Below are 24433 nucleotides of genomic sequence, written 5' to 3'. Positions count from 1 at the left end.
TAACAACAATGAAGGAAATCCACATGACCTTATCACTGCACAAATTTGTTTTGGCGGCTGGCTGCATGCTGTTCGCCGGCCAGTTGCTGGCCGCATCCACCGCCGAGCCCAGGCGCCCGGAATGTATTGCTCCGGCGTCCCCAGGCGGTGGCTTTGACCTGACCTGCAAACTGGTGCAAAGCGCGCTGGTCAACGAAAAGCTGCTGAGCAAGCCGATGCGCGTGACCTACATGCCCGGCGGCGTCGGCGCGGTGGCCTACAACGCAGTGGTGGCACAGCGCCCGGCCGATGCTGGCACCCTGGTGGCCTGGTCCAGCGGTTCGCTGTTGAACCTGGCCCAGGGCAAGTTCGGTCGCTTCGATGAAACCAACGTGCGCTGGCTGGCGGCGGTCGGCACCAGCTACGGCGCCATTGCAGTGAAAAACGATTCGCCCTACAAAAACCTCGACGATCTGGTCCAGGCGCTGAAGAAAGACCCGAGCAAAGTCGTCATCGGTTCCGGCGGCACCGTCGGCAGCCAGGACTGGATGCAAACCGCGCTGATCGCCAAGGCCGCAGGGATCAACCCACGCGACCTGCGTTACGTGGCACTGGAAGGCGGCGGTGAAATCGCCACTGCCCTGCTCGGCGGCCACATTCAGGTGGGCAGCACCGACATCTCCGACTCCATGCCCCACATTTTGAGCGGTGACATGCGCCTGCTGGCGGTGTTCTCCGAGGAGCGTCTGGACGAGCCGGAAAAGAAGAACATCCCGACTGCCAAGGAGCAAGGCTACGACATCGTCTGGCCAGTGGTCCGTGGTTTCTACCTCGGGCCAAAAGTCAGCGACGAAGACTACGCCTGGTGGAAAGACGCCTTCGACAAACTGCTGGCTTCCGAAGATTTCGCCAAGCTGCGTGATCAGCGCGAGCTGTTCCCGTTTGCCATGACCGGCCCGGAGCTGGACACCTACGTGAAGAAACAGGTGGCTGACTACAAAGTGCTGGCCAAAGAGTTTGGCCTTATCCAGTAATCGCCCCTTGTTCGCGCGGCCACGCCCTTGTGCATCAAAGGCGTGGCCCAGGAGTTTTCCATGCTCTTACAACGCATTTTTGCTGCAGTGCTATTGCTGGCCTGTGCTGGCCTGGCACTGATGGCTTGGCCATATCAAGCGTCTTTTTCCTACGAACCCGTAGGGCCACGTGCGTTCCCGCTGCTGATGCTCGGGCTGATGAGCCTGGCCCTGATCTACATGCTGATTCGCCCGCAGCCGACCAAACACAGCGACGAAGAACCACCGTTGGATCAAGAAACGCTGATCAAGATCGGAATCTGCGTGGTGCTGTTGCTGGTATTCGCTGGCACCTTCGAATCCTTGGGTTTCATTCTCAGCAGCATATTGATCGGCATTCCGATGGCACGGCTGTATGGCGGTCGCTGGCTGCCCAGCGTGGTGATCATCACCTTGATGAGCGTCGGCCTTTATCTGCTGTTCGATAAAGCCATGGATGTGCCGCTGCCCCTCGGTCTGCTCGACGTTTTGGAGAACTGATATGGATACGCTAGGCTATTTGGGCCAGGGCTTCGGCGTCGCGCTGACCCCCTACAACCTGATAACCGCACTATGCGGCACCTTGATCGGCACCGTGGTCGGCCTGCTGCCGGGCTTGGGCCCGATCAACGGCGTGGCACTGTTGATCCCCATCGCTTTCGCTTTGGGCCTGCCGCCAGAGTCGGCCTTGATCCTGCTGGCAGCCGTGTACCTGGGCTGCGAATACGGCGGCCGGATCAGCTCGATCCTGCTGAACATTCCGGGCGAGGCGTCCACCGTGATGACCACTCTCGACGGCTACCCGATGGCCCGCAAAGGCCTGGCGGGCGTGGCGTTGTCGCTGTCGGCGTGGAGTTCGTTCATCGGTGCGTTTATTGCCACCTGCGGCATGGTGCTGTTCGCCCCATTGCTGGCCAAATGGGCGATCGCCTTCGGCCCGGCGGAATATTTCGTACTGATGGTATTCGCCATTGTCTGCCTGGGCGGCATGGCCGGTGACAAACCGCTGAAAACCTTTGTCGCGGCGCTGATCGGCCTGTTTCTGTCAGCCGTCGGTATCGACGCCAACAGCGGCGTGTACCGTTTTACCGGTGACAACATTCACCTGACTGACGGCATCCAATTCGTGGTGCTGGTGCTGGGCCTGTTCTCCATCAGTGAGATCCTGTTGCTGTTGGAAAAAACCCATCGTGGCCAGGAAGCGGTGAAAGCCACCGGCCGGATGATGTTCAACTTCAAGGAAGCGTCGGCGGTGTTCGTGGTGAACATTCGTTGCGGCCTGTTGGGCTTCATCATGGGCGTATTACCGGGTGCCGGTGCGACATTGGCGTCCGCCGTTGCCTACATGACCGAGAAACGTATCGCCGGTGACAGCGGTACATTCGGCCAAGGTGACAAGCGCGGCCTCGCGGCCCCGGAAACCGCCATTGGTGCGGCGGCGTGCGGCGCCCTGGTACCGATGCTGACCCTCGGCGTCCCCGGTTCCGGCACCACCGCGGTAATGATCGGCGCCCTGTCGCTGTACAACATCACCCCTGGCCCGCTGCTGTTCCAACAGCAACCGGATATCGTCTGGGGCCTGATCGCGTCGCTGTTTATCGCCAACCTCATGCTGGTGATCCTCAACATTCCGATGATTCGCATCTTCACCCGCATCCTTGCGGTGCCAAACTGGGCGCTGGTGCCGGTGATCGCCATCATCACCGCGATTGGCGTCTACGCCGTTCACGCCACTACCTTCGACCTGTTCCTGATGATCGGTATCGGCATCTTCGGTTACATCCTGCGCAAGCTGGACTTCCCGCTGTCGCCGGTGTTGCTGGGCTTTATTCTCGGCGGCCTGATGGAGCAGAACCTGCGCCGTGCACTGTCGATCTCCAACGGTGAACTGCAAATCCTCTGGTCGAGCCCGATCACCTTTGGCGTCTGGGTGCTGACTGCATTGATGCTGTTGTTCCCGCTGATCCGCATCTGGCGCAAGCGTTCCCTGCAGCGTCGTGCCGTGGCAGATGCCTGAGGCCACCTTTAGACACTGGTGGGGAACACCATTGGTCGGCCTGGCAGGCGGTTACCTTGCCAGCCAGATCGGCTGGCCGCTGCCATGGATGGTCGGCTCGTTGCTGGCGATCATCCTGGTGCGCTGCCTGACGCCGTGGCAATTGGCAGAAATCCCCGGCGGGCGCAAATGCGGCCAATGGGTGGTAGGCATCGGCATCGGCCTGCACTTCACCCCCGTGGTGATCGAGCAGGTGATGAGCCACTTCGGCCTGATCTTCTTTGGCGCGCTGGTCACCAGCCTGTCGAGCATTGTCGGTGTGTGGTTGATGCGCCGTAGCGGTGAAGATCGCGCCACCGCGTTTTTCTCCAGCATGCCCGGCGGCTCCGGTGAGATGGTCAACCTCGGTGCACGCAATGGTGCGGTGCTCAGCCGGGTGGCTGCGGGGCAAAGCTTGCGGGTGTTGGTGGTGGTGCTGTGCGTGCCAGCGGCCTTCAAGTATTTGCTGGGCGAAGGCACCCCACAATTTCATCCGGCAGCCGTCAACTGGGCCTGGCTGGCGCTGCTGTTTCCCTTGGGTGCATTGGTGGCCTGGGGGTGGCAGCGTTTGCGTCAGCCCAATCCGTGGTTGTTCGGGCCATTGCTGGTCAGTGCCATCGTCAGTATTACCTGGGACCTGCACATCGGCCTGCCCGATGGCGGTAGCCAGATCGGCCAGTGGCTGATCGGCAGTGGCCTGGGCTGCCACTTCAACCGGCAGTTCTTCCGACGTGCACCGGCGTTCATGGGCCGTACCTTAATCGGCACGGCGTTGACCATGGCGATCGCGACCCTGGCGGCGGTGGGTTTAAGTGCCCTGACCCAGTTGGATCTACGCTCGCTGACCCTGGGCATGATGCCCGGCGGTATTGCCGAGATGAGCCTGACAGCAGAAACCCTGCAACTGTCGGTACCGCTGGTGACGGCAATGCAGGTAATGCGCCTGTTGTTTGTGTTGTTTCTGGCAGAGCCGTTGTTTCGGCATTGGAACCGGCAGCCGGAAAAAACCTAGAATTTTCCCTTTTTGGCGAGTGGCACTTGTGCCCTCGCCACTTTTTTACCCCCTCACACTGGCGGCAACCGCCACTCAATCGGCGTCTCGCCGTTCTGCTCAAGGAACTTGTTGGTGCGACTGAAATGCCCGCAGCCAATAAATCCCCGATACGCCGACAACGGCGACGGATGCACCGAGGTCAGCACCAGATGCTTGGTGGCGTCGATCAGCTTCTGCTTGCCTTGGGCATGGGCGCCCCACAACAAAAACACCAGGTGCGGCTGATGCTCGCTGACAATCTCGATCACCCGGTCAGTAAAGAACTGCCAGCCCTTGCCCGCGTGGGCGTTGGCATTGGCCCGTTCAACGGTCATGGTCGTGTTGATCATCAGCACGCCCTGGTCGGCCCAGCTTTGCAAATGGCCGTGGCTGGGGATGTCGATGTTCAGGTCGCGCTTGAGCTCTTTATAGATGTTGACCAGAGACGGTGGCGCCGGCACACCAGGCTGCACCGAGAAGCACAGGCCATGGGCCTGGCCCGGGCCGTGATACGGGTCCTGGCCGAGGATCACCACCTTGACCTTGTCCAGCGGCGTGGAATTGAGCGCGTTGAAAATCATCGGTCCCGGCGGGTAGATTTCCTTGCCAGCAGCGTGTTCCTGGCGCAGGAATTCGCGCAACTGCGTCATGTACGGCTGGTCGAACTCATCACGCAGGGCCTGTTTCCAGCTCGGTTCGAGTTTGATACGGTCGTCGGAGGTCATGGTTACATCCAGAGAAAACACAATGGGGCGAACCCTAGGAAAGCCCACTCCGCTTGTCAATTGATCTGATGCAGAAGCGGCACTTTCCCATGAAGGGATCATACTCAACGTTCAATTTATGGATTGAGGTCACGATGAACCTGCACTTCGAAGAGCTGACCGGCACCGACGGCGCCCGCATCGCCATCGCCAGCCTGGATGCTGAAAAGTCCCTCAACGCCCTCTCCTTACCCATGATCCTGGCCCTCGGCGAACGCCTGGACACCTGGGCCAAGGACCCGCAAATTGTCTGTGTGCTGCTGCGCGGTAACGGACCCAAGGCGTTTTGCGCAGGTGGCGAAGTGCGAAGCCTGGTGCAGGCATGCCGTGAACATCCCGGTGAAGTACCGCCTCTGGCCGCGCAGTTCTTTGCGGCCGAATACCGCCTCGACTATCGCCTGCATACCTACCCAAAACCGCTGATCTGCTGGGGCCATGGCTATGTGCTCGGCGGTGGCATGGGCCTGCTGCAAAGCGCGTCCGTGCGCATCGTCACCCCGAGCAGCCGCCTGGCGATGCCGGAAATCAGCATCGGTCTGTACCCGGATGTCGGCGCCAGCTGGTTCCTCTCACGTCTGCCCGGCAAGCTGGGACTGTTCCTGGGCTTGACCGGTGCCCATATGAATGGCCGCGATGCCCTGGACTTGGGTCTCGCCGACCGCTTCCTGCTCGATGAACAACAGGACGAATTGCTCGACGGCCTGCTGCAACTGAACTGGCAGGAGCAGACGGCGATGCAACTCAACAGCCTGCTCAAGGCCATGGCCCAGGAAGCCGCAAGCCAACTACCCGAGGCGCAATGGCTGCCGCGTCGGTCGCAGATCGACGAATGGCTGGATGTGGGTGACGTGCGCTGCGCGTGGCGTGCCTTGAGTCAACTGCGCGAGCACGCAGACCCGCTGTTCAGCCGCGCCGGCAAGACCCTGAGCGACGGCTGCCCGCTGACTGCGCACCTGGTGTGGGAGCAGATCCTGCGCGCCCGGCATCTTTCCCTGGCCCAGGTGTTCCAGATGGAATACACCATGAGCCTCAATTGCTGCCGGCATCCGGAGTTCAGCGAAGGGGTGCGGGCCCGGTTGATCGACAAGGATCAGCAGCCGCGCTGGCATTGGCCAGATATCAACGCCATTCCCGAGGCGGTGGTGGAGGCGCACTTTCACAAGGTGTGGGAAGGACGGCATCCGCTGGCGGATTTATCTGACTACTGACAGGTTTACATCGACACGGCGAATCGAGGATTTACCGTGGGTTGTCAGTGTCTGGGGTTATCGATGATGAACGAACAATTGTCCGGCTGGCTGTCATCGCACAGATAGACCTCTTGATCAAAAGAGCCGGTGGCAAGGCGCCAGTGACTGGTATCGGTCAGCGACATACTCAAAGGGCCATCAGGTGCCCAGTACCTCAAGGCAACTGAGCGACCACTTCCCGCCGTGTAGATGCATTTCTCCAGATAGCCCTGTTTGCGCTCGTGCCCCTCGCTGGGGATAAAGACAGCGCCGGAAAACGTGTCCAGGAAATCCCCGGCCTTCACGCTTGAACCTCTCCAGGGGCTGTCGGTGCCCGTTCCTTGAAAGTAGCCATCACGGTATTTGACCGAAGACGGATAGGGGCAACCTCGCTCCGCAGCCGCGTGGGCAATGGAGGAAAACCCTAGAAAGAGCAAAAAGAGTACGCGGATAGTCATATGCCGTTCCGTTAACCCACGTTGAGTGCGGCAAGACGCAGTGCCGTGGTCCTCAGTGGAGTACAAGCGAGGCATATAAGGTAGCTGTGAAATATGACAGTGGCGACAGGCGGTCACCCACAAAAAAACGGCGCATTACGCGCCGTTTTAAGGAAAGTCTGATTAACGGTGCCCGCCGCGCCCGCCGCCATGATTCGAACCACGACCGTCTCCCCGGCCACGGCCGCCGTTGCCCCAGTGATCCCCACCGCCCCGATTGGGGTACGGCCGGTAGCCAGCCCTCGGCCCTGCCGGGTAGTAATGGGGCGCAGGCTGGTAATAACGCGGCGCCGGGTAGTAACGCGGCGGCGGTGCATAGTAGTCGCGCCGGTACTGATAGGACGGGCCGCCGCCGTAGTAATAGACGGGCGCCGGCGAGGTATAAACTTCCGAGCGGTAGTAACTGCGACCTCCTCCATCGTAATAGGGCGCGCAAGCAGAAAGGGTCAAACCGAGCAAAGCGATAAGGAGCAGTCGACGATACATGGCGGCCTCCTGGACCGCGGAAGAGCACACACCAGCGACGCTGGGGAGCGACAATCAGCTTTCACCGAATGACGAAATATCTGACATCAAAAAGCGAATCTGGTGCGATCCGGACATAGATTGATACATCTAACGATCACCTCATTGCAGTGCAACCTCGCGCCCTACCTCTTGCGTGCAGGAGTCATCACACGTTCGCGGCACCGCTGTGCGAAGACACACCCTTGCAGGATAACCAACACAGCATCGACAACCATATCGCCGGCAATCTCTGGCAGGTGTAAGTGGTGCCGGGCACGAGTGATGGTGGAGCGCGACTGACCAGCCTGGGTAGCTTGCAAAGGTTCGGCGCTGTATCGTGCAAGGCACACCGGGTTCCGCCGGGACTTATCCGCTACAGCCTGAACCGACCGATGACCATTCCAACACTTTGCCCGGCCTGCGGCGCCCGCAACGATTGCGCCCTGGCCGACCCGCGTACCGCCGACCAGGCGTGCTGGTGCTACAGCGTCAGTATCGACCCCGCGGTGCTTGAAGCGCTGCCCAACGAGCTGCGCAACAAGGCCTGCCTCTGCCCGCGTTGTGCCCAGGTCGACGAACAGTTGCGTGAGGCCGAGCAGCCGTAATGCGTGTCGACCGTTTCCTCAGCAGCCTGCCCCGCTTCAATCGCCAACAGGTGCGCCTGCTGCTGGTAGAACGGCGGATTAAAGTCGACGGCCAAGTAGTCAGCGATCCCCATCACGACGTGCGCGAGTTCAGCCGCGTGGAGTGCGACGATGACATCCTCCAGGCGGGTAAACCGGCGCGCTACTTCATGTTGTACAAACCGCCGGGCTGCGTCAGCGCCACGTCGGACCCGCAACACCCCACCGTGCTCGACTTGCTGGATGAACCGGACATAGGCGAGTTGCACATCGCCGGTCGCCTGGACTTCAACACCACAGGCCTCTTGCTGATCACCAACGATGGCCAGTGGTCGCGGCGCCTCACCCAGCCGCAAACCAAACTGCCCAAGGTCTACTACGTCGAGACCGAACAGGAGATTGGCCCGCAATACGCGACAACCTTTATGGCCGGCCTGTACTTCGCCTTCGAAGACCTCACCACCCAACCGGCGGATTTGGTGATATTGAGCCCCAGAAGTGCGCGCCTGAGCATCATTGAGGGGCGTTATCACCAGGTCAAACGCATGTTCGGGCACTTCGACAACAAGGTGACGCGCCTGCACCGCGAACGCATGGGGCCGCTGGTATTGGATGAAAACCTCGCCCCAGGCCAGTATCGCCCGCTGACGAACGACGAAATAAAGCAGGTCTGATGACCGTTCAGCCGTTGATGGCAAAAAACCATGCCCTCAACTTGCGACATGGCCCCTATCCTGCTTGAATCAAAACGCCAGCCGCAATATGACCGGCGAGTCACCCAAACCTCCAAGAAACACTTTGCCCGCCCGCACGGCTTGATCTGCGGGCATCTTCGGCAAATTGCCCGCCATAACAATACCCGTCGGCCAGCATCAGCGGATCGACATGGGCCCTCACTTTTTTCAGGCGTATGCCTACCTGTCACAAAGCTCGTGCAGAGTTATCTGTGCGCACTACCCGCTTGCCAGGAGTCTTACGACATGAGGCCAGAAATCGCTGTGCTGGATATACAGGGTCAGTATCGGGTTTACACGGAGTTCTATCGCGCGGATGCTGCTGAAAAGACCATCATCCTGGTCAACGGCTCCATGGCCACCACCGCATCCTTCGCCCAAACCGTGAAAAGCCTGCACCCGCAATTCAACGTCGTTCTGTACGACCAGCCCTACGCCGGTCGCTCCAAAGCCCACAACCGCCACGAGCAAATGCTGACGAAAGAAGTCGAAGGCCAGATCCTCCTGGAACTCATCGACCATTTCGCCGCAGAGCATGTGCTGTCCTTCTCCTGGGGCGGCGCCGCCACCCTCGTCGCCCTCGCCCAGCGCCCCCGCCGGGTAGAAAAGGCCGTGATCAGCTCGTTCTCCCCAGTGATCAACGCCCCCATGCACGACTACCTGGAACGCGGCGTCGGCTACCTCGGCAACCTCGACCGCCACAGCGTCGGCCACCTCGTCAACAGCACCATCGGCAAACACCTGCCCAGCCTGTTCAAACGCTTCAACTACCGCCACGTCAGCACCCTGGCCGAACACGAATACGGGCAAATGCACTACCACATGAGCCACGTCCTCAACAGCGACCGCCTGTGCTACCTCAAGTCCGCCAAACAGATCAACATTCCGGTGTTGTTCCTCAATGGGGAATGGGACGAGTACACCAGTGCGCAGGATGCGAAGTTGTTCTCGCAGCACATTGCCAACAGCAGCTTCGGCACCATCCAGGCCACCGGGCATTTTCTGGATATGGAGCACAAGGCGGCGTGCAATGACAGTCGCCTGGCGTTGATGAGCTTCCTCAAACCGGAGCAGCAACCGAATCGCCTTCGGTATCACCAGGGCCAGACACACCATGCGTTTGCCATTTGAACGTGGAGCGAGCTGGCTCGCGATGATCACCAACAATACCGCGCGTTTGCTGAATAAATGCAGCGCTATTGGGTGCATCGCGAGCAAGCTCGCCCCTACAAACGGCCTGCCCGACGGCCCGGCGACAAATCGTAAACCGCACATTCCCCAAAGAAAAACTTCAAATCCACGCGCACATCTGGTACAAAGTCAGCCGCTCTGAGCGGGTGTCGTATAATGGTATTACTCCAGCTTCCCAAGCTGATCACGCGGGTTCGATTCCCGCCACCCGCTCCACTTAGATTTTTGGTCTCGCGTCAGGATGGTTTTGACGGGAGATGTAGAGACATAAAAAACCGGCTCTTGGTGGCCGGTTTTTTTATAGGTGAAATTTGGAGGCTTGAGTTTTTGACGTCGTCAGTGACGGGTAAATAAATCCCTCCCCTTTTCCAACTATATCGGGGGCACTTAAGGTCATTTCATTTTGATCGCTTGGAATCTGACGGGCTTCCAGCCGACCCGGGCGATCGACACTGACAGCAGTTGGAAACCGATGATCAGCGCCACGCAGCCGGTCCAGCCCCAATGCCCCCAGATGATCGCCGGAGCGATGGCGCCGAAGCTGCCGCCCAGGTAATAGCAGGTCAGGTAAACCCCCACAGCGCCGGCCTTGTTCTGTCGTGCGGTAGCGGTGGTGAATGCGCTGGCGGCGGCCTGGGCGAGGAATACGCCGGTGGAACTCAGGGCCAGACCCAACACGATGCTCCACAGAGAAGGCAACAAGGTGAGGGCCGAGCCGCTGATGCCGAGCACTGCAGCAACCGTCAGCAATTCGGATTGCGGGCGGGATTTGCTCAGGCGGCCGGCGATGGGGATCACCACCAGTGCCAGCAGGAACACCATGTAAATGGTGCCCAGCGCCGCAGGGCCCAGGTTGAACGGCGGTTGGCTGAGGTACAGGCCGGCGTAGGTAAACGTCGCCACTTGAGAGAACAGCACACAAAAGCCTACGGCGTAGGCGGCCAATAGCGGCTTGGTGAAGACGCCTGCACGGATGGCCGCAACTCGCACGGCTCGGGTCGGATTGGCCGGTAACAGGAACTGGATAAAACCGCCCACCACCAGGCTCAGCACCGCCAGCAGTTCGAAGGCTTCGCGCCAGCCTACGTACTCGGTCATTACCCCGGTCACGAAGCGCCCGGCAAAACCACCCAGCACGGTCCCGGCCACGTAGAGGCTGGTGACTTCGGTAACGGTGCCGCCGCTCCAGCGGTCGCCGATGTAGGCGACGCTGATGGCGAATACCACCGGGATCAACATCCCCTCGATAAACCGCCACACCAGCAATTCGGCAAAGCTATCGACATAGGCCGTCATCAGCGACGGCACCGCCAACAGCAACGCTGCGACGACGATCACTGTGCGTTGCTCAAACCTACCGGTGAAGCGGCTGACAAACGGTGCGGTAATTGCCACGGCCAAGGTGGTAACGGTAATGCTCCAGCCAGCCTCTTTGGCGCTCACCTGAAAATCCAATGCAAAGCTCTGGAGAATGCTCTGGGTTGCATAGAGGTTGAGAAAAGCCGCGCAGCCACACAGGAACAAGGCAAGACGGGCACAATGCAGGCGCGGTTTCATGAAACCTCTCGTTCTATTTTGAGAAGACTTTATAAAATGCGCGACGCGATGAAGACCAATACCGATTTCCGACCGATCAATACCCAGGGGCCAGGATGCTCGACCTACGCAAGCTGCGTTACTTTCTGACCGTCGCCGAAGAATTGCACTTCGGTCGCGCCGCCCTGCGCCTGCACCTGGCCCAGCCGCCGTTGACCCGACAGATTTCGGCACTGGAGACTGAACTGGGTTTTCGTCTATTTGATCGCACCAGCCGCACGGTTTCCCTTACCGCTCAGGGTCGCTCCTTCTTGCCTTATGCCCGCGCTGTCCTGGAGCAGGTCGACCTGGCCGAAGTCATCGCCGGCAAGCTGGCCGCAGGTTCCGCCGGGCAATTGGCGCTGGGTTACGTCAGTTCGATCGCCCTCTCGGACTTGTTCAGCCAGACCATCCAGGCCTTTGCCCTACGCTTTCCCGATGTACAGTTGACGCTGGTGGAATGCGCGTCCGGTAGCATGGGCTCGCAAATAACCGACGGTCGCCTGGATATCGGCCTGAGCCGGTTATTGCCGCAAAGCGGGCAAACCGAGGTACAGGCGCTGTCTCTTGGTGAGGAGCCGCTGGTTGCCGCCGTCTCCAGCGACAACCCGCTGGCCAGCCAGGCGCAGATCAGCCTGACGCAACTCAGCACGTACCCGTTGATTCTGTTCCCCGACGATTACGGCTCGGGGCTTAACCAGTCCATCGAACAACTCTACCGATGCAATGGTTTGCCGCTGCGCACAGGCCCGTCTGGGCGGCAAATCACCTCTATCATTGCCTTGGTGGCCGCCGGACAAGGGGTCGCGCTGGTGCCTGAGTGCACCCAAAGTTTGATGAGCAAAGGTGTGACCTATCGGCCACTGACAGATCCTGATGCTTGCGCGCAACTGCTGGTGCTTACACGTATGCAAGGGCGTAGCCTGTTGGTCGAGGCGTTCATGACGGTGATTGATGAAGTGTTACTGGCGCGCCAACACGTCTGAGCCACCTGCAAAAACTCGCAATAACTCTCTCCAGCGGCGTCCCCGCGCACTCTTACACTGCATGCACCGCCCACGGAAACATCGGTTATCGACCGTTGGTAGGTAGAGTGTTGATAATTTATTAGCAGTGGTTATAGTCACCACTAACACACCACAAGGAGGTGATGTGGACAGCCGATATTTGATAGGTCATATCGTCGCGGACGGCTGGTACCTGGTGCGGATCAGAGGTAGTCATCACCATTTCAAGCATCCAACGAAGTCTGGACTGGTAACGATTCCTCATCCCAAGAAAGACCTGCTGGACAAGACCGCGAAGAGCATTTTGAAACAAGCTCTGCTCAGTTAAACCATCCCTGGAGAACAACGAATATGCTGTACCCGATTGCAATTTCAACCGGTGACCAAGACCACGCCTGGGGCGTTGAAGTCCCGGACATCCCTGGCTGCTTCTCCGCCGGCGATGACCTGGACGACGCCATGGCCATGGCCCGGGAAGCCATCGAAGGCCACTTCGAGATCCTCGCGGAGGACGGCTCGCCGATTCCCAATGCACAGAAGGTGACCCTGCACGCAGCCAACCCGCAGTACGCCGGCTGCACCTGGGCGGTAGTGGACATTGATGTCACCAAGTACCTGGGCAAGGCGCAGAAGCTCAACATCACCCTACCCGGTTATCTGCTGAACCGTATTGATGAATACGTGCTGCACCACCCCGAAGAAAAAAGCCGCTCGGGCTTTCTCGCTTCAGCGGCACTCAAAGTGTTGCAACAAGACCGGTGAATGCAGTTAAGCAAACTCTAAATGCAGCGGCGGGCTCAGGCCACAATGATCGTCAGTCGTTCAAACGCTGAATCAGGAACAACCGCAATGCGCTCTCCAAACCAACGTAGTTCAGGACCTGTAATCAGGAAGGTAGTGGGCTTGGTGGTGCTGCTCCCACTGTTGCTGACGTTGGTAAAACTGCCGTTTTTCCTGGCTATAGCCATGAGCCTGACTGCTATCGCATCGTCCTTTTATGGCTGCTGGTTTGCCGTACGTAATGCTGGCCGGTGGCTGGCGGCTTTCGCTGGGGCAATGGCCTTACTCAACCTTATCTCGTTGATTGCCATGGGCACGCCCTCGGTACTCAAAGGTCTCTATTACATTGCCTGGCTCTACTGGTACCCCATTTACTCCAACTGGATTTACTGGAGCTTTTAAGCCTTTCGCGAATTTAACCGCAAGAAACGTAGTTTCCCCATGGGCTCGCAAATCTACAGTGGCGTCGTACCCTTTCACACCTGCCCAGCAAGGAGTCAGCCCATGTCTTATGAATACACACTCATGCCTTCTCCCGTCGGCCAACTGACCCTTGTCGCCCGCAGCGGGAAACTCGCCGCCATCCTGTGGGAAAACGAACGTGCCAATCGCGTACGCCTGGGCCCGTTGCAGGAGGCCAACGACAGCCCGGTGTTGCTGGAAGCGCAGCGGCAGTTGAAGGAATACTTCGCCGGTACCCGTAACCATTTCGAGCTGGAACTGGACTTCGCCGGCACTGACTTTCAGAAAAAAGTCTGGCAGGCCTTGCTGACCATCCCCTTCGGCGAAACCCGCAGCTACAGCCAGATCGCCTTGCAGATCGGCAATCCAAAAGCCGTGCGTGCAGTGGGCGCGGCCAATGGCCGAAATCCAATCTCGATTGTTGCGCCGTGCCATCGTGTGATTGGCGCATCCGGGGGGCTGACAGGATTTGCCGGTGGGCTTGAAGCCAAGCAATATTTGCTGAGCCTTGAGGGGGAAGATCAAACGGAAATCGCCGTCTGATCCCAACCTGATCGGCGTCAGCCCACAGCAGTTTCGCCAGGGTGCCCAGTGCTAGCGGATGTAGTCGGCGCAAGCAAAGGCCCGCGTACAAAAGCCTGATAGTCGAACAGCGGCGAGAAGCCGAGCTTGCGGTAGAGCGGCAGGCCTTGAGTCGACGCTTCGAGGAAACACCAGCGCGCACCCAGGATCGCAGCATGTGCCAGCGCAGCGTTGATCAACTGCGTCGCGTAGCCTTTGCCACGACAATCGACCTCAGTGCCAATATCGTTCAGTCGGGCCAGCTCATCGCACATCGACAGGGTCAGTGAGCAGACGGTCCTTCCCTGCACAGACAGGATGAAGTGGTAGAGAAACTTGCCACTGTCGATGGCAACCTGATGCCGGGCCTGATAATGGGCCATGCCTTCGGCTAGCATCCCGAACGCGCTGGCCACTGGGCCGGACCAGTCATTGAGGTTGTGGGTCTGGTTGATGTGCAGATGGCTGTCCATGGTTGATGTCGATGTAAACACCGATAAATCCAGAACCATGGCCGTGCTGCTTTCGGCAGCAATAAAGTCCAGCCCCGCTAGGGTGCTGTGCAGCGCCTGGACCTTGTCCTGATGAACCACCATCCGTATTGGCAACGCAGTCGTGCGGATCAGCTCCAGAGAAGCGGCCACGGCATCACCGGGATGGGAACTGCCTACCCGGATAAACAACAGGTTCCATTCATTGATGTATTCGTCGGAAAAATAGACGCTCACACAGGCATTGAGGCGCCGGTGCAACGGGCAGGTCGAGGTGAAATAATAGTCTTCGGTCTGGTGGTAGAGCGCGATGACGGTGGAGTCGACTGTCGTATCCATGGGCAAGTCCGGCAAAAGCCCAGTCTTGCGGCCACGCCGTCACTGCACCGTAAGCACTCTCCGAAAATTCCTGGAGAAAAACGCCAAGGTCTACTTATCCGCCTTCGAGTCCTGCATTTTTACCGATGATTTGCTGCCACTGGTGTTGTCCTGGGTTTCGTTGTTCGAACTGTCAAAACAACCTTGCAGGGCAAACACACAACAGGCCAGACACACGCTACGGATGATGTTCATGATTGCGCTTCCTGTAGAGGGATTGAAGCAGTAGCGACCATCGGCGAAAGCAACACTGTCAGCCTCAACAGTAGCTGCACACCGCCGTTTTTCATTTCAGCGTCAATAACGATGCCGCAACAATCAACCTGCGCCTCGGCGGCTCTTGCCATAGGTCGAAGCCAGCGCCCGGGCTTTTTCCAGGCGAGTTTCCAGCGTGGGCAGGGTCTCATCGACCAGGGCCTTTATTTCCGGAACATCGGACGCCGCGCCTTCCTGCTTGAACAGCGCGATGGCGTCTTCATTGGCCTTGACCTGCTGGGCGGTGTAGGCAGCGTCGAAGGAGTCGCCATCCTTGAGGTCGGGCATCAGGGTTTCGGCCTTGTCGACGATCTTGTCCCGAGGCGCCACCGGCAAGTCGAGCTTCTTGGCGATGGCCGCCAGGTGCTGATTGGCCAGGGTACGTTCGTTGATGACCTCGATGGTGTAATCCTTGATTTCCTTGGACGAGGTCTTGGCGTGGGCCATGCGACTGGTTTCGATATCGGCCATACCCTTGGCCGAAGCCTGCTCGATGAAATCGGCAGTCGACTGGGCGAAAGCATTGCTGGCGCCGAGGCCCAGCAGCATCGCGAAACTGGCGGTGCGTAACCGGATAGCCATGCGGCTCATGATGAGTTCCTCCAGGTAATAATAAGTGCCGGGGAACGAGCCCCGCCTTGAATCTGAATTTTCAGGGCGGCAAAGGTTTAGAAAAAACTTTTCGGTGCGACGAACGGTCATCAAACCTGTGGCGTCATCACCTCGCTTCGACGCGCCCGCTTGACGCCGTACATGGCCTCATCGGCATGTTTGAACAACGGTTTTTCCTCGGTGCCGTGCTCCGGGTACAGGGCAACGCCGATGCTCGCTTGAATGGTCAGGCAGTGGCCTTCCAGGTTCAACGCAGGTAGCAGCGAACGCTCCACATTGGCTGCGACGACAGCCGCGTCTTCGGGTCGTTGGACGCTGTCCAGCAGGATCACAAATTCATCGCCGCCGATCCGCGCCACGGTGTCGGTTTCCCGGACACAGGCCGTCAGGCGATGAGCGACTTCCTGCAGCAACAAGTCACCAATGCCGTGGCCAAACGTGTCATTGACCTGTTTGAAGTGATCAAGGTCGACATACAACAGCGCCAGGCGGCCGCCTTCCCGGCGGGCACGGGCCAGAGCGCTGTGCAGGCGTTCATGGAGCAAGGCGCGATTGGGCAGGTGGGTCAGTTGGTCGTATTGCGCCATGTGTTGCAAGCGAGCCAACAACAACTTGCGCTCGATGGCCGCCGTGACCTGAGCGCAGACGTATTGCAGCAATTCCTGGTCCTGTTTAGTGTAGCGGGCATCCCCTGGCGCGCTTTTGACGAGCAACACGCCGACGGTCCCGGTCAGGGCGTTAAGGGGCACACCCAGCCAGCATGTCGTCTCATGACCGCTGAACGCCTTCAGGACGTCCGTCAGAGCCCCATGGTTGCCGGGTGTCAGCAACAGCGGCTGGCCACTGCGGATCACTTCGGCGCAGATACTGCCCGTAGCGGTGCCAGGCAGTTGTGGCTGCGGTTCACGGTCATCGACGTGATAGGGAAAGCTCAACTCATCCTCGACCTCGTTGTACAAGGCCACGGAAAAATTCGAGGCGGGCAACCATTCACCGAGAATCTGGTGGATGCGCTTGAACAGGGTCAGCAAGTCCTCGGCACCATGGGCCGCTTCGGAAATGGCATACAGCGCCGCCTGCTTGGATTGCGCCAGCTTGCGCTCAGTGACGTCACGGGCGACGGCGATGCGCAGTTGATCAACTTCGGACCAACGCGCCGACCACATGATGTACACCACTGAACCGTCCTTGCGCACATAGCGGTTCTCGAAGCTGGGCTTGGCCTGGCCGGCCATGATCTCGCGCGCAGCCTCCAGGGTGCGCGCCCGATCGGCGGGATACACCAGTTCGATCATCGACCGTCCCACAAGCTCTTCGGGGGTATAGCCGAAAATGCGCTCACAGGCTGCGCTGACAAAAACGAAGCGACCGTCCACATCGACCGCACAAACGGCGTCCAGCAGCAGGTCGATGTAACTGGCTAGCGGTGCAGCGTTTCTGGTTTCCATCAAGATAGGGGAACCGTGCGATGCCAGCGTTGAAAAAATCCATGGGCCGGTCAGGCGTCTGCGGTGCCGACCCGTGAAGCGGTTGTTCCGTGCAACGCCCTTACGTCTTGTTGCCCAACAGGCCCGGCAACGCGTGAGCCAGGGCGTTGACGGCAAAACCGATAAACATCACGCCGCACAAACGGGTGATCATCACCTCATGGCGCTGGTACACCGCGCGTACCTGGCGGGCACCGACAATGCCAATGAGGATAGCGTAAGCGACGAGGCCGCCGACAAAACTTAGCAAGATCAGCCACGGCAGCATCGACCAGGTGAGCAACTCTGCGCGGCTGGAGAGCAGCGCGGTAAAAGTCGCCACGGCCACCGGGTAGGCCTTGGGGTTAGTCAGGCCGAACAGAATGCCGTGCCAGAACGGTTGCCGCGCCGCGCCTTGGGGCGTTTCCTCGCTGCTGCGACGGGTGCGGATGGCGCGCACACCCAGCCAGAACAGATAGAGAGCGCTAAGCACGCCCAACACATCAAAGGCGCTGCTGCCGATTTCCCGCGCACCAACGATGGCGATCAACGCGGTGCTGCACCACACCACGTCACCCAGCAAGTGCCCGCATAAAAACCCGGCACCGGCGCGACGGCCACGGGCCGCACCAATGCCGAACACTGCCAGCACGCCGGGGCCTGGGGTGATGCCATAAATAAAGCCCGAGGCGATAACAGCAAACAGCAACGATGGGGTCATGGGTAACATGCTCTGACAAAAAAAGGTGGCCGGTTGATTCTGCACAATCTGCAAGGCACTGCAATGTTAGTCAGGGTAAAACTTCATTCCCCGTACCTGCTCATTCAACCACTGCAACGCCGTATCCCCGCCCCGCCGCTTGTGCCACGCCAGCACAAACTCAAAGGACGGAATGTGAAACGGCGGCGGCACAACTAGAAGCTTTTGCTGATCGATAGTAAGCAAGCCACGAGACGACACGGTGAGAATCAGGTCCGTACCTTCGATCAGCTGCGGCGCAACACTCCAGTGAGGCAGGCTGATGGCGACATGCCGACGTTCGCGGATGGCGGTCAGTGCCCGTTCGATTTCCGGGGTGCCACTGCCGCGCATTTCCAGCAGCACATGGGGGCGTGCCAGGTAGGTGGGCAAGTCGAGCACGCCATCTTCCGGCAGGCTATTGCGGTCCACCAGACAGGCGTAATGCTCTTCGAACAAGGGCGTGCTGCGCAGTTCAGCAGGCAAGTCGGGAAAGACCCCAGCCGCCAGGTCGATCTCGCCGTTGAGCACGCCGTCCAACATACCTTCGCGGCTGGCATGGATGATCAACAGGTCGATGCCGGGCGCTGCCCGACGCAAGGTGCGCACCAACCCCGGCAGCAGGATCGCTGCGCCGTAGTCCGACATGGCCAGGCGAAAGGTGCGCTTGGCCGAGGCCGGGTCAAAAAGGTTCGGTGCCAGCAGCGATTGCACCTGGGCCAGCGCTTCGGCCAAAGGCGCGGCCAACTCAAGGGCGCGGGCGGTGGGCACCAGGCCGCCACCCTGACGCACCAGTAGCGGGTCTCCCAGCACTTCGCGCAACCGCGCCAGCGCGTGGCTTACCGCTGGCTGGCTCAGGTGCAGGCGTTCGGCGGCACGGGTCACGTGTTGCTCGCTGAGCAAGGCGTCGAGGATCACCAGCAGGTTGAGGTCGATGCGACGAAGGCTATTCATTATGTGCATGTTCTGCATAAGAACTTGGAATTTAAATTTGCGCGACGAATAGTTTAGAGTCCAGTGAAACCTTTGGGAGAATCTTCATGACGACGTTGCATTGGCTGGGTTTGTTGCTGTTGGCGGTGATTGCCGGGGCGGTGGTGCCGTTTCAAAGCGCGATCAATGCCAACCTGGGACGTGGGCTGGGGCATCCATTATGGGCGACGCTGGCATCGCTGCTGGTCAGCATCGCCGTGCTGCTGCCGGTGATCCTGGCCCTGCGCTTGCCGTTGCCCAGCCTGGGCTTCATCACCAAGGCACCGCTGTGGATGTGGACCGGTGGCGCGTTCGGCGTATGTTTTATTTCCCTGGCGCTGATGCTGTTGCCCAAGCTGGGCGCATCTGGATTTATCGCCCTGGCAATGGCCGGGCAAATCCTCGCCTCGTTGCTGCTGGATCACTTTGGCCTGTTCGGTTTGGTGGAGCGGCAACTGACAGCGCCCCGGTTAATCGGGGTGCTGATGTTGCTGGGTGGGGTGGCGTTGATTCAGTTCAGCGCAGTGCCGGTTAAATCGTTGGCAGCCGCTTGATGAGGCATCTACCGACTATGGTGCAGCAAGGTTTCACCGGCATTTGCAGCATCAGGCGCGCTCGGCGGCCAGGCGATTGATGTCCTTGGGTTCGATCACCGCTTGTGGCGCGCCATGGCGAACAACCGCCAACATTGCCCGACCCACGGTCTCGGTGCTCACCACCCAGGCCGGGCGCACGCGGCGAATCAGCGACAGCAATGGGCCAATCACGTTGTAGACCGATTGGTAGAACGGGGTTTTCGAACGCACGCCATGCAACGGCTGAATGATCCCCGGACGAAACAGATACACCGCCTTGAACGGCAGGCGCAGCAAGGCATTCTCGGTCTTGCCCTTGATCCGCCCCCACATCACCTTGCCTGTCTCGCTGCTATCGGTGCCGGCACCGGACACGTAGACAAAGGTCATGTGTGGATTGAGCCGGGCCAGGGTGCTGGCGGCTACCAGGGTCAGATCATAGGTCTGGCGCGTGTAGGTGGCTTCGTCCATGCCCACGGAAGACACCCCCAGGCAAAACAGGCAAGCATCAAAGCCTTGCAGCAGATGCTCAAGGGGCTGGAAGTCGAACATATCGGCATGCAGCACTTGATGCAGCTTGCCGTGTTCCTGGATCAGCGACGTACGGCCGACCGCCACCACTTCCTGCACGTCGCTGGCCAACAAGCATTCACGCAACACGCCCTGGCCGACCATACCGGTGGCACCGAATAACAGAACTCTCATAAGGGTGGTTCCTTAGCGACAAGCGGTAAGCTTCAAGCTGCAAGTTAGAAGCAGTAAGAGACGAAAAACCGATCAACTTGTAGCGTGTGATTTGAAGCTTACCGCCAAAAGGAATTTTTGCCCCTTGAAAAGCACCACTACCCTGGCAATCGCTCGCAGCGCGGCCTTCCTGTCTTTATGGTTGGTTCAGCACTTGGGGCGTGTCGGTGATGGCACGGGGGATGGCGTTGGTGATGTGCGGCAGCACGATGATATTACTGGGCAGTCTGTTCGCCAGCCTGCTGGCGAGTCAGCAGGCTTGGCCGTTGGCGGTACTTTACGTAGTGCTGGCCGCAGGCGCAGCGGTAAACCACACGCGTCAAGCCTCAAGTAAAGCAACCACTTGAAGCTTGACGCTTGCAGCTTGAAACTGCCTCTATCAAAACGCGCTACGGAAAATCTCTTCAATCTGGCGCTGATCCGCACGCCGTGGGTTGGTCAGGCCGCAGGCGTCCTTGAGGGCATTGGTGGCCAACAGCGGGATGTCCTGCAACTTGGCCCCTAGCTCGCGCAAGCCAGCGGGAATATCCACGTCCCGGGACAAGCTGCGAATGGCGGCAATAGCGGCCTGGGCGCCCTCTTCCGGGGTGGTGCCCTTGAGGTCGGCACCGAGGGCGCGACCGACATCGCTCAAGCGCTGGGCACTGACGCTGGCGTTGAAGATTTGCACATGGGGCAGCAGCACCGCATTGCACACGCCGTGAGGCAAGTCGTACAGACCGCCCAACTGGTGGGCCATGGCGTGGACGAAGCCAAGGGATGCGTTGTTGAAGGCCATGCCCGCGAGGAACTGCGCATAGGCCATGTTTTCCCGCGCGGCCATGTCGCTGCCATCACGTACGGCCAGGCGCAGGTTGGCGCTGATCAGTTCGATGGCCTTGATCGCGCAGGCGTCGGTGATCGGCGTTGCTGCAGTGGAGACGTAGGCTTCAATGGCGTGGGTCAGCGCGTCCATACCGGTGGCGGCAGTCAAGTCCTTGGGCATGGCGACCATCAGCGCCGGGTCGTTGACCGACAGCAGCGGTGTGACGTTGCGGTCAACGATGGCCATTTTTATGTGGCGGGTTTCGTCGGTGATGATGCAAAAACGGGTCATTTCGCTGGCGGTGCCGGCGGTGGTGTTGATGGCTACCAGTGGCAGTTGCGGCTTGCTCGACTGATCGACGCCTTCGTAATCGCCGATGTGCCCGCCGTTGGTGGCGCACAGGGCAATACCCTTGGCGCAGTCATGGGGCGAGCCACCGCCCAGCGAAACCACAAAATCACACTTGCTCAGTTGCAGCAGCGCCAGGCCTTTTTCGACATTGTCGACATTGGGGTTGGGCTTGGCGCCGTCGTAGATCACCGAGTCGATGTCCTGCATCGCCAGCTTCTCGGCGATCATGCTGGCCACGCCCGCCTTGGCAAGGCCGGCGTCGGTGACGATCAGCGCTTTGCGAAAACCGTAGTTACGGATGGCGGCCATGGCTTCGTCGAGGCAGTCGATGCCAATGATGTTGACGGCAGGGATGAAGAAAGTACTGCTCATGGCGAATCCTCTTGAGACGGTGACGAGGGTGTCAATACCTACAGCATCAACCGCGCCCACCTGCGACATCTTGACCGGGATCAACGCCAGCCCGTGATAAAGTCGCCGTCCAGCCGTTTTTGAGTAGACCCGCCGCAATGAAGGATTCCCAGGATTTTGACGTCCAGCTTGAAGACTGGAACGCCCTGCGCAGCACCACCGCCTTCACCGGGATTCTGATCGGCAACGGCGCCAGTCGCGCGGTGTGGGAAGATTTCGCCTACGACTCGCTGTTCGAAAACGCCCGCACAGTGGAAGAAAAGCCCCTAAGCCAGTCCGAACTGAGCGTGTTCGACGCAATGCAGACCCGTAGTTTCGAGCAGGTGCTGGGCGCGCTGAAAACCACCAGCCGGGTCAACAAGGCCCTGGCGGTCAGCTCCGCCGCGCCGCGCAATCGTTACTATGCGATCAAGGAAGCGTTGATCAACACCATCCATGGCGTACACATTCCATGGCGCCTGGTGCAGCCGTCGACGCTGGCGATAATCAACCAGGAACTGGCCAGTTATCAAACGGTGTTTGCCAGCAACTACGATTTGCTCAACTACTGGGCAATCCTGCAAACCCCGGGCATCGACGACCTGTTTCGCAGCGCCGATGCCAGCTTCGACCTGCGCAATACCGCCACCGACGCTACACGCATTCTGTACCTGCACGGCGGCCTGCATCTGGTGCGCAACCTCGATGGCACCGCACGCAAATTGCCGTCCACCGACAGCACCTTGCTCAGCAGTTTTGCTATCAACAATACGATCAAGACCCTGGACGATGTGCCGCTGTTTGTCAGCGAGGGCAAGGTTGAGGACAAGCTCAAGACCATCCGCAGTTCGGATTACCTGTCGTTTTGCTACGAGCAGCTGTTGAGCCACACCGGCGCACTGTGCATCTTCGGTCATCACCTGGGCCAGCAGGACTCACATCTGGTGCAGGCGATCCGACAGTCGAAGGTCAAGACCCTGGCGATTTCGGTGTTTGGCCGCAGCGCAGGGTTTATCCAGCAGCAGAAACGGCGTTATGCAGAGCTGTTTGAGGGGATGGCGGTGGAGCTGCGGTTTTTTGATGCGCGCACGCATGCGCTTGGCGATCCGGCGCTGTCGGTGCCGGTCGAGCGCTGATCGGATCATTCTTCGATACTGTGAACCACCACCAACAACTGCGCCTGAACGTCCCCCACCGACCTGATTCGGTGGGGCTTTTGCGCATTGAAATGCAGCGCATCGCCACGCTCCAGAATCACTCGTTCAGTCATGAAGTCCACTTCAACCCGGCCTTCATGAACAAACAGAAACTCCTCCCCCAGATGCTCCTTGAAGGTCTTGTCGGAAAACTCCGCCGGCGGATAAATGATGAACGGCAACAGGCTACGCTCGCTGACCTGATGGGCCAACACCGCGTAACCGGGGGACGCCTCGGTGCCGGACAGCGGCTGACGTTCGTGGCTGCGCACCAGGCTGTAGCTGTCGAGGCTGACGTTGTCTTCGCTGAACAGCTCCTCGACCTTCACGTTCAAGGCCTTGGCCAGTTTCAGGGCAGCGGCAATCGACGGGGTGTTGAGGCCGCGTTCGACTTTGGACAGGTAACTTTTGGTCATCCCCGTTTTTTCGGCCAGGGTCTCCAGGGTTACACCCAGTTTTTTTCTAAGTAATTTCAAACGGATAGACATGCGCAGCGATTAATCCAGCCAGGAGACGATGATTATTACTTGTCTATGACACAGAGTGTCATGTAGCATCTTTAGTGTCATTTGCACAAACCCAACGACCTTGCGAGCAGCGGGAACCAGCAAATCGACGTCCATTGAACCACCCAAAGGACACCGATATGGCCAAGACATTAGCACTCCCCAAAGAGCAACTGGTCAAGCAAGCGCTGAGTCAGATGCAAAACACCCTGGCGGATAATACGTGGACCGACCGGCAAAAGCTGGCCCTGACCTGCCGTATTCTCTTCGAAAACGGCCACGACTCGGGACTGGCCGGGCAGATTACTGCCCGTGGTCCGCAACCCGGCACCTACTACACCCAGCAACTGGGCTTGGGCTTTGATGAAATCACCGCCAGCAACCTGCTGCTGGTCAACGAAGACCTTGAAGTCCTCGAAGGCCACGGCATGCCCAACCCGGCCAACCGCTTTCACAGTTGGGTTTACCGTGGCCGGCCGGATGTGAACTGCATCATCCACACCCACCCGACCCACATCGCCGCGCTATCGATGCTGGAAGTGCCGCTGCAGGTTTCCCACATGGACCTCTGCCCGCTGTACGAAGATTGCGCGTTTCTTGAAGCCTGGCCCGGCGTGCCGGTGGGCAACGAAGAAGGCGAAATCATCACCACGGCGCTGGGGGACAAGCGCGCCATCCTGCTGTCCCATCACGGCCAATTGTCCACCGGTACAACCATCGAAGAGGCCTGCGTCATTGCGCAGTTGATCGAACGGGCGGCCAAGTTGCAGTTGCTGGCCATGGCCGCCGGCACCGTTAAGCCGATCCTGCCGGAACTGGGACGCGAAGCCCATGACTGGATCTCCAAGCCAAAGCGCCACGGTGCTGCGTTCAACTACTACGCTCGACAGAATCTGCGTCAACACGCCGACTGCCTGAACTGAA

General features: G+C 59.4%; 30 protein-coding genes and 1 tRNA gene. 18 read left to right on the top strand and 13 right to left on the bottom strand.

Features of this window, described 5'->3' with window-relative positions; all coding sequences use genetic code 11:
- Nucleotides 1-17 precede the first annotated feature (17 nt).
- From ACZRKZ_RS02580 to ACZRKZ_RS02565, 4 genes are read left to right on the top strand one after another with little or no spacing between them, the layout of a single operon-like run.
- Nucleotides 18-1013 (top strand): Bug family tripartite tricarboxylate transporter substrate binding protein, encoded by a 996-nt coding sequence (locus ACZRKZ_RS02580; RefSeq protein ID WP_463980872.1) that lies wholly within the window; start codon nt 18-20, stop codon nt 1011-1013.
- A gap of 60 nt (nt 1014-1073) precedes the next feature.
- Nucleotides 1074-1532 carry a tripartite tricarboxylate transporter TctB family protein gene (locus ACZRKZ_RS02575; RefSeq protein WP_463968335.1) on the top strand — a complete coding sequence of 153 codons (459 nt, stop codon included), beginning with the start codon at nt 1074-1076 and terminating at the stop codon, nt 1530-1532.
- Between the two features lies 1 nt (nt 1533).
- The gene (locus tag ACZRKZ_RS02570; protein WP_463980628.1) at nt 1534-3048 is read left to right on the top strand and encodes a tripartite tricarboxylate transporter permease; all 1515 of its coding nucleotides are present in this window, start codon (nt 1534-1536) and stop codon (nt 3046-3048) included.
- Nucleotides 3041-4078: an AbrB family transcriptional regulator gene (locus tag ACZRKZ_RS02565; protein ID WP_463968333.1), complete on the top strand. Its 1038-nt coding sequence runs from the start codon at nt 3041-3043 to the stop codon at nt 4076-4078. Before ACZRKZ_RS02570 ends, ACZRKZ_RS02565 begins: the two co-directional genes overlap by 8 nt.
- Nucleotides 4079-4131: 53 nt before the next feature.
- On the opposite strand, the gene ung is transcribed toward ACZRKZ_RS02565, so the two are convergent.
- Nucleotides 4132-4824, bottom strand: a complete 693-nt coding sequence (gene ung / locus ACZRKZ_RS02560) for a uracil-DNA glycosylase (protein WP_133099277.1) — start codon at nt 4822-4824, stop codon at nt 4132-4134.
- A 134-nt stretch (nt 4825-4958) separates the two neighbouring features.
- Between ung and ACZRKZ_RS02555 the strand changes: the two genes are divergently transcribed.
- The gene (locus ACZRKZ_RS02555; protein ID WP_463968332.1) at nt 4959-6071 is read left to right on the top strand and encodes an enoyl-CoA hydratase/isomerase family protein; all 1113 of its coding nucleotides are present in this window, start codon (nt 4959-4961) and stop codon (nt 6069-6071) included.
- Nucleotides 6072-6115: 44 nt separating this feature from the next.
- Here ACZRKZ_RS02555 and ACZRKZ_RS02550 read toward each other — a convergent pair whose 3' ends face one another.
- Together ACZRKZ_RS02550 and ACZRKZ_RS02545 are read right to left on the bottom strand one after the other, a co-directional pair.
- The gene (locus ACZRKZ_RS02550; RefSeq protein WP_463980627.1) at nt 6116-6550 is read right to left on the bottom strand and encodes a DUF3757 domain-containing protein; all 435 of its coding nucleotides are present in this window, start codon (nt 6548-6550) and stop codon (nt 6116-6118) included.
- A 162-nt stretch (nt 6551-6712) separates the two neighbouring features.
- Nucleotides 6713-7075, bottom strand: a complete 363-nt coding sequence (locus ACZRKZ_RS02545) for a hypothetical protein (protein ID WP_463980626.1) — start codon at nt 7073-7075, stop codon at nt 6713-6715.
- A gap of 413 nt (nt 7076-7488) precedes the next feature.
- Here ACZRKZ_RS02545 and ACZRKZ_RS02540 point away from each other — a divergent pair, with 413 nt between their 5' ends.
- The 4 genes from ACZRKZ_RS02540 (at nt 7489) to ACZRKZ_RS02525 (ending at nt 9860) form a co-directional block, all read left to right on the top strand.
- Nucleotides 7489-7701, top strand: a complete 213-nt coding sequence (locus ACZRKZ_RS02540; RefSeq protein ID WP_463980625.1) for a cysteine-rich CWC family protein — start codon at nt 7489-7491, stop codon at nt 7699-7701.
- Nucleotides 7701-8393 carry a 16S rRNA pseudouridine(516) synthase gene (locus ACZRKZ_RS02535; RefSeq protein WP_463980624.1) on the top strand — a complete coding sequence of 231 codons (693 nt, stop codon included), beginning with the start codon at nt 7701-7703 and terminating at the stop codon, nt 8391-8393. Before ACZRKZ_RS02540 ends, ACZRKZ_RS02535 begins: the two co-directional genes overlap by 1 nt.
- A gap of 306 nt (nt 8394-8699) precedes the next feature.
- The gene (locus ACZRKZ_RS02530) at nt 8700-9584 is read left to right on the top strand and encodes an alpha/beta fold hydrolase (RefSeq protein WP_463980623.1); all 885 of its coding nucleotides are present in this window, start codon (nt 8700-8702) and stop codon (nt 9582-9584) included.
- 202 nt (nt 9585-9786) lie between these two features.
- A tRNA-Gly gene (locus ACZRKZ_RS02525) sits at nt 9787-9860 on the top strand.
- Between the two features lie 177 nt (nt 9861-10037).
- Here the strand turns inward: ACZRKZ_RS02525 and ACZRKZ_RS02520 are convergent.
- Nucleotides 10038-11201 carry an MFS transporter gene (locus tag ACZRKZ_RS02520; protein WP_463980622.1) on the bottom strand — a complete coding sequence of 388 codons (1164 nt, stop codon included), beginning with the start codon at nt 11199-11201 and terminating at the stop codon, nt 10038-10040.
- Between the two features lie 95 nt (nt 11202-11296).
- Here ACZRKZ_RS02520 and ACZRKZ_RS02515 point away from each other — a divergent pair, with 95 nt between their 5' ends.
- The 5 genes from ACZRKZ_RS02515 to ACZRKZ_RS02495 all read left to right on the top strand — a co-directional run bounded on the left by ACZRKZ_RS02515 (nt 11297) and on the right by ACZRKZ_RS02495 (nt 14011).
- Nucleotides 11297-12205 (top strand): LysR family transcriptional regulator, encoded by a 909-nt coding sequence (locus ACZRKZ_RS02515; protein ID WP_463980621.1) that lies wholly within the window; start codon nt 11297-11299, stop codon nt 12203-12205.
- A 166-nt stretch (nt 12206-12371) separates the two neighbouring features.
- Entirely contained in the window at nt 12372-12554 is a 183-nt protein-coding gene (locus ACZRKZ_RS02510; protein WP_463980620.1) for a type II toxin-antitoxin system HicA family toxin, read from the top strand.
- A 23-nt stretch (nt 12555-12577) separates the two neighbouring features.
- Nucleotides 12578-12988 carry a type II toxin-antitoxin system HicB family antitoxin gene (locus ACZRKZ_RS02505; protein ID WP_133099288.1) on the top strand — a complete coding sequence of 137 codons (411 nt, stop codon included), beginning with the start codon at nt 12578-12580 and terminating at the stop codon, nt 12986-12988.
- 45 nt (nt 12989-13033) lie between these two features.
- The gene (locus tag ACZRKZ_RS02500; protein ID WP_463980619.1) at nt 13034-13408 is read left to right on the top strand and encodes a hypothetical protein; all 375 of its coding nucleotides are present in this window, start codon (nt 13034-13036) and stop codon (nt 13406-13408) included.
- Between the two features lie 102 nt (nt 13409-13510).
- Complete coding sequence (locus ACZRKZ_RS02495; protein ID WP_463968323.1) at nt 13511-14011, top strand: methylated-DNA--[protein]-cysteine S-methyltransferase; 501 nt, start codon at nt 13511-13513, stop codon at nt 14009-14011.
- Nucleotides 14012-14028: 17 nt separating this feature from the next.
- Here ACZRKZ_RS02495 and ACZRKZ_RS02490 read toward each other — a convergent pair whose 3' ends face one another.
- From ACZRKZ_RS02490 to ACZRKZ_RS02465, 6 genes are all read right to left on the bottom strand, one after another.
- The gene (locus ACZRKZ_RS02490; protein WP_463980618.1) at nt 14029-14859 is read right to left on the bottom strand and encodes a GNAT family N-acetyltransferase; all 831 of its coding nucleotides are present in this window, start codon (nt 14857-14859) and stop codon (nt 14029-14031) included.
- A gap of 90 nt (nt 14860-14949) precedes the next feature.
- Nucleotides 14950-15093, bottom strand: a complete 144-nt coding sequence (locus ACZRKZ_RS02485; protein WP_178114527.1) for a hypothetical protein — start codon at nt 15091-15093, stop codon at nt 14950-14952.
- Between the two features lie 123 nt (nt 15094-15216).
- On the bottom strand, nt 15217-15744 hold the full coding sequence (locus ACZRKZ_RS02480; protein ID WP_463980617.1) for a DUF4142 domain-containing protein: 528 nt from the start codon (nt 15742-15744) through the stop codon (nt 15217-15219).
- A 110-nt stretch (nt 15745-15854) separates the two neighbouring features.
- Nucleotides 15855-17213: a sensor domain-containing protein gene (locus ACZRKZ_RS02475; protein ID WP_463980616.1), complete on the bottom strand. Its 1359-nt coding sequence runs from the start codon at nt 17211-17213 to the stop codon at nt 15855-15857.
- Nucleotides 17214-17313: 100 nt separating this feature from the next.
- The gene (locus ACZRKZ_RS02470) at nt 17314-17952 is read right to left on the bottom strand and encodes a LysE family translocator (RefSeq protein WP_463968319.1); all 639 of its coding nucleotides are present in this window, start codon (nt 17950-17952) and stop codon (nt 17314-17316) included.
- 66 nt (nt 17953-18018) lie between these two features.
- Nucleotides 18019-18933, bottom strand: coding sequence for a LysR family transcriptional regulator (locus ACZRKZ_RS02465; RefSeq protein WP_463980615.1), 915 nt, complete (start codon nt 18931-18933; stop codon nt 18019-18021).
- A gap of 77 nt (nt 18934-19010) precedes the next feature.
- Here ACZRKZ_RS02465 and ACZRKZ_RS02460 point away from each other — a divergent pair, with 77 nt between their 5' ends.
- Nucleotides 19011-19496 (top strand): DMT family transporter, encoded by a 486-nt coding sequence (locus ACZRKZ_RS02460; protein WP_463980614.1) that lies wholly within the window; start codon nt 19011-19013, stop codon nt 19494-19496.
- 51 nt (nt 19497-19547) lie between these two features.
- Here the strand turns inward: ACZRKZ_RS02460 and ACZRKZ_RS02455 are convergent, their stop codons facing one another.
- A complete protein-coding gene (locus ACZRKZ_RS02455) occupies nt 19548-20222 on the bottom strand; it encodes an NAD-dependent epimerase/dehydratase family protein (RefSeq protein ID WP_463980613.1) in 675 nt (224 codons plus the stop codon).
- Between the two features lie 124 nt (nt 20223-20346).
- On the opposite strand from ACZRKZ_RS02455, the gene ACZRKZ_RS02450 reads away from it, so the two are divergent.
- The gene (locus ACZRKZ_RS02450; RefSeq protein ID WP_463980612.1) at nt 20347-20595 is read left to right on the top strand and encodes a hypothetical protein; all 249 of its coding nucleotides are present in this window, start codon (nt 20347-20349) and stop codon (nt 20593-20595) included.
- Nucleotides 20596-20640: 45 nt separating this feature from the next.
- Here the strand turns inward: ACZRKZ_RS02450 and yiaY are convergent, their stop codons facing one another.
- Nucleotides 20641-21789, bottom strand: a complete 1149-nt coding sequence (gene yiaY, locus ACZRKZ_RS02445) for an L-threonine dehydrogenase (RefSeq protein ID WP_463980611.1) — start codon at nt 21787-21789, stop codon at nt 20641-20643.
- 137 nt (nt 21790-21926) lie between these two features.
- Between yiaY and ACZRKZ_RS02440 the strand changes: the two genes are divergently transcribed.
- Entirely contained in the window at nt 21927-22943 is a 1017-nt protein-coding gene (locus ACZRKZ_RS02440; RefSeq protein ID WP_463980610.1) for a DUF4917 family protein, read from the top strand.
- A gap of 5 nt (nt 22944-22948) precedes the next feature.
- On the opposite strand, the gene ACZRKZ_RS02435 is transcribed toward ACZRKZ_RS02440, so the two are convergent.
- The gene (locus ACZRKZ_RS02435; RefSeq protein WP_463968313.1) at nt 22949-23491 is read right to left on the bottom strand and encodes a helix-turn-helix domain-containing protein; all 543 of its coding nucleotides are present in this window, start codon (nt 23489-23491) and stop codon (nt 22949-22951) included.
- A gap of 158 nt (nt 23492-23649) precedes the next feature.
- On the opposite strand from ACZRKZ_RS02435, the gene ACZRKZ_RS02430 reads away from it, so the two are divergent.
- The gene (locus ACZRKZ_RS02430) at nt 23650-24432 is read left to right on the top strand and encodes an aldolase (RefSeq protein ID WP_463980609.1); all 783 of its coding nucleotides are present in this window, start codon (nt 23650-23652) and stop codon (nt 24430-24432) included.
- The last annotated feature ends 1 nt before the right edge of the window (nt 24433 follow it).

The organism is Pseudomonas sp. c313, assembly GCF_055407145.1.
The sequence above is the reverse complement of the archived record's forward strand: the minus strand, read 5'-3'. Positions and strand labels throughout refer to the sequence as shown.

Excerpts from the sequence above, each read along its gene's own strand:
- ACZRKZ_RS02575 (WP_463968335.1), top strand. The coding sequence starts at position 1,074 with ATGCTCTTACAACGCATTTTTGCTGCAGTGCTATTGCTGGCCTGTGCT.
- ACZRKZ_RS02545 (WP_463980626.1), bottom strand. The coding sequence starts at position 7,075 with ATGTATCGTCGACTGCTCCTTATCGCTTTGCTCGGTTTGACCCTTTCT.
- ACZRKZ_RS02495 (WP_463968323.1), top strand. The coding sequence starts at position 13,511 with ATGTCTTATGAATACACACTCATGCCTTCTCCCGTCGGCCAACTGACC.
- ACZRKZ_RS02460 (WP_463980614.1), top strand. The coding sequence starts at position 19,011 with ATGACGACGTTGCATTGGCTGGGTTTGTTGCTGTTGGCGGTGATTGCC.
- ACZRKZ_RS02500 (WP_463980619.1), top strand. The coding sequence starts at position 13,034 with ATGATCGTCAGTCGTTCAAACGCTGAATCAGGAACAACCGCAATGCGC.
- ACZRKZ_RS02540 (WP_463980625.1), top strand. The coding sequence starts at position 7,489 with ATGACCATTCCAACACTTTGCCCGGCCTGCGGCGCCCGCAACGATTGC.
- ACZRKZ_RS02555 (WP_463968332.1), top strand. The coding sequence starts at position 4,959 with ATGAACCTGCACTTCGAAGAGCTGACCGGCACCGACGGCGCCCGCATC.
- ACZRKZ_RS02430 (WP_463980609.1), top strand. The coding sequence starts at position 23,650 with ATGGCCAAGACATTAGCACTCCCCAAAGAGCAACTGGTCAAGCAAGCG.
- ACZRKZ_RS02535 (WP_463980624.1), top strand. The coding sequence starts at position 7,701 with ATGCGTGTCGACCGTTTCCTCAGCAGCCTGCCCCGCTTCAATCGCCAA.
- ACZRKZ_RS02465 (WP_463980615.1), bottom strand. The coding sequence starts at position 18,933 with ATGCACATAATGAATAGCCTTCGTCGCATCGACCTCAACCTGCTGGTG.
- ACZRKZ_RS02475 (WP_463980616.1), bottom strand. The coding sequence starts at position 17,213 with ATGGAAACCAGAAACGCTGCACCGCTAGCCAGTTACATCGACCTGCTG.
- ACZRKZ_RS02435 (WP_463968313.1), bottom strand. The coding sequence starts at position 23,491 with ATGTCTATCCGTTTGAAATTACTTAGAAAAAAACTGGGTGTAACCCTG.
- ung (WP_133099277.1), bottom strand. The coding sequence starts at position 4,824 with ATGACCTCCGACGACCGTATCAAACTCGAACCGAGCTGGAAACAGGCC.
- ACZRKZ_RS02440 (WP_463980610.1), top strand. The coding sequence starts at position 21,927 with ATGAAGGATTCCCAGGATTTTGACGTCCAGCTTGAAGACTGGAACGCC.
- ACZRKZ_RS02480 (WP_463980617.1), bottom strand. The coding sequence starts at position 15,744 with ATGAGCCGCATGGCTATCCGGTTACGCACCGCCAGTTTCGCGATGCTG.
- ACZRKZ_RS02520 (WP_463980622.1), bottom strand. The coding sequence starts at position 11,201 with ATGAAACCGCGCCTGCATTGTGCCCGTCTTGCCTTGTTCCTGTGTGGC.
- ACZRKZ_RS02485 (WP_178114527.1), bottom strand. The coding sequence starts at position 15,093 with ATGAACATCATCCGTAGCGTGTGTCTGGCCTGTTGTGTGTTTGCCCTG.
- ACZRKZ_RS02515 (WP_463980621.1), top strand. The coding sequence starts at position 11,297 with ATGCTCGACCTACGCAAGCTGCGTTACTTTCTGACCGTCGCCGAAGAA.
- ACZRKZ_RS02470 (WP_463968319.1), bottom strand. The coding sequence starts at position 17,952 with ATGACCCCATCGTTGCTGTTTGCTGTTATCGCCTCGGGCTTTATTTAT.
- ACZRKZ_RS02490 (WP_463980618.1), bottom strand. The coding sequence starts at position 14,859 with ATGGATACGACAGTCGACTCCACCGTCATCGCGCTCTACCACCAGACC.
- ACZRKZ_RS02565 (WP_463968333.1), top strand. The coding sequence starts at position 3,041 with ATGCCTGAGGCCACCTTTAGACACTGGTGGGGAACACCATTGGTCGGC.
- ACZRKZ_RS02570 (WP_463980628.1), top strand. The coding sequence starts at position 1,534 with ATGGATACGCTAGGCTATTTGGGCCAGGGCTTCGGCGTCGCGCTGACC.
- ACZRKZ_RS02550 (WP_463980627.1), bottom strand. The coding sequence starts at position 6,550 with ATGACTATCCGCGTACTCTTTTTGCTCTTTCTAGGGTTTTCCTCCATT.
- ACZRKZ_RS02530 (WP_463980623.1), top strand. The coding sequence starts at position 8,700 with ATGAGGCCAGAAATCGCTGTGCTGGATATACAGGGTCAGTATCGGGTT.
- yiaY (WP_463980611.1), bottom strand. The coding sequence starts at position 21,789 with ATGAGCAGTACTTTCTTCATCCCTGCCGTCAACATCATTGGCATCGAC.
- ACZRKZ_RS02505 (WP_133099288.1), top strand. The coding sequence starts at position 12,578 with ATGCTGTACCCGATTGCAATTTCAACCGGTGACCAAGACCACGCCTGG.
- ACZRKZ_RS02455 (WP_463980613.1), bottom strand. The coding sequence starts at position 20,222 with ATGAGAGTTCTGTTATTCGGTGCCACCGGTATGGTCGGCCAGGGCGTG.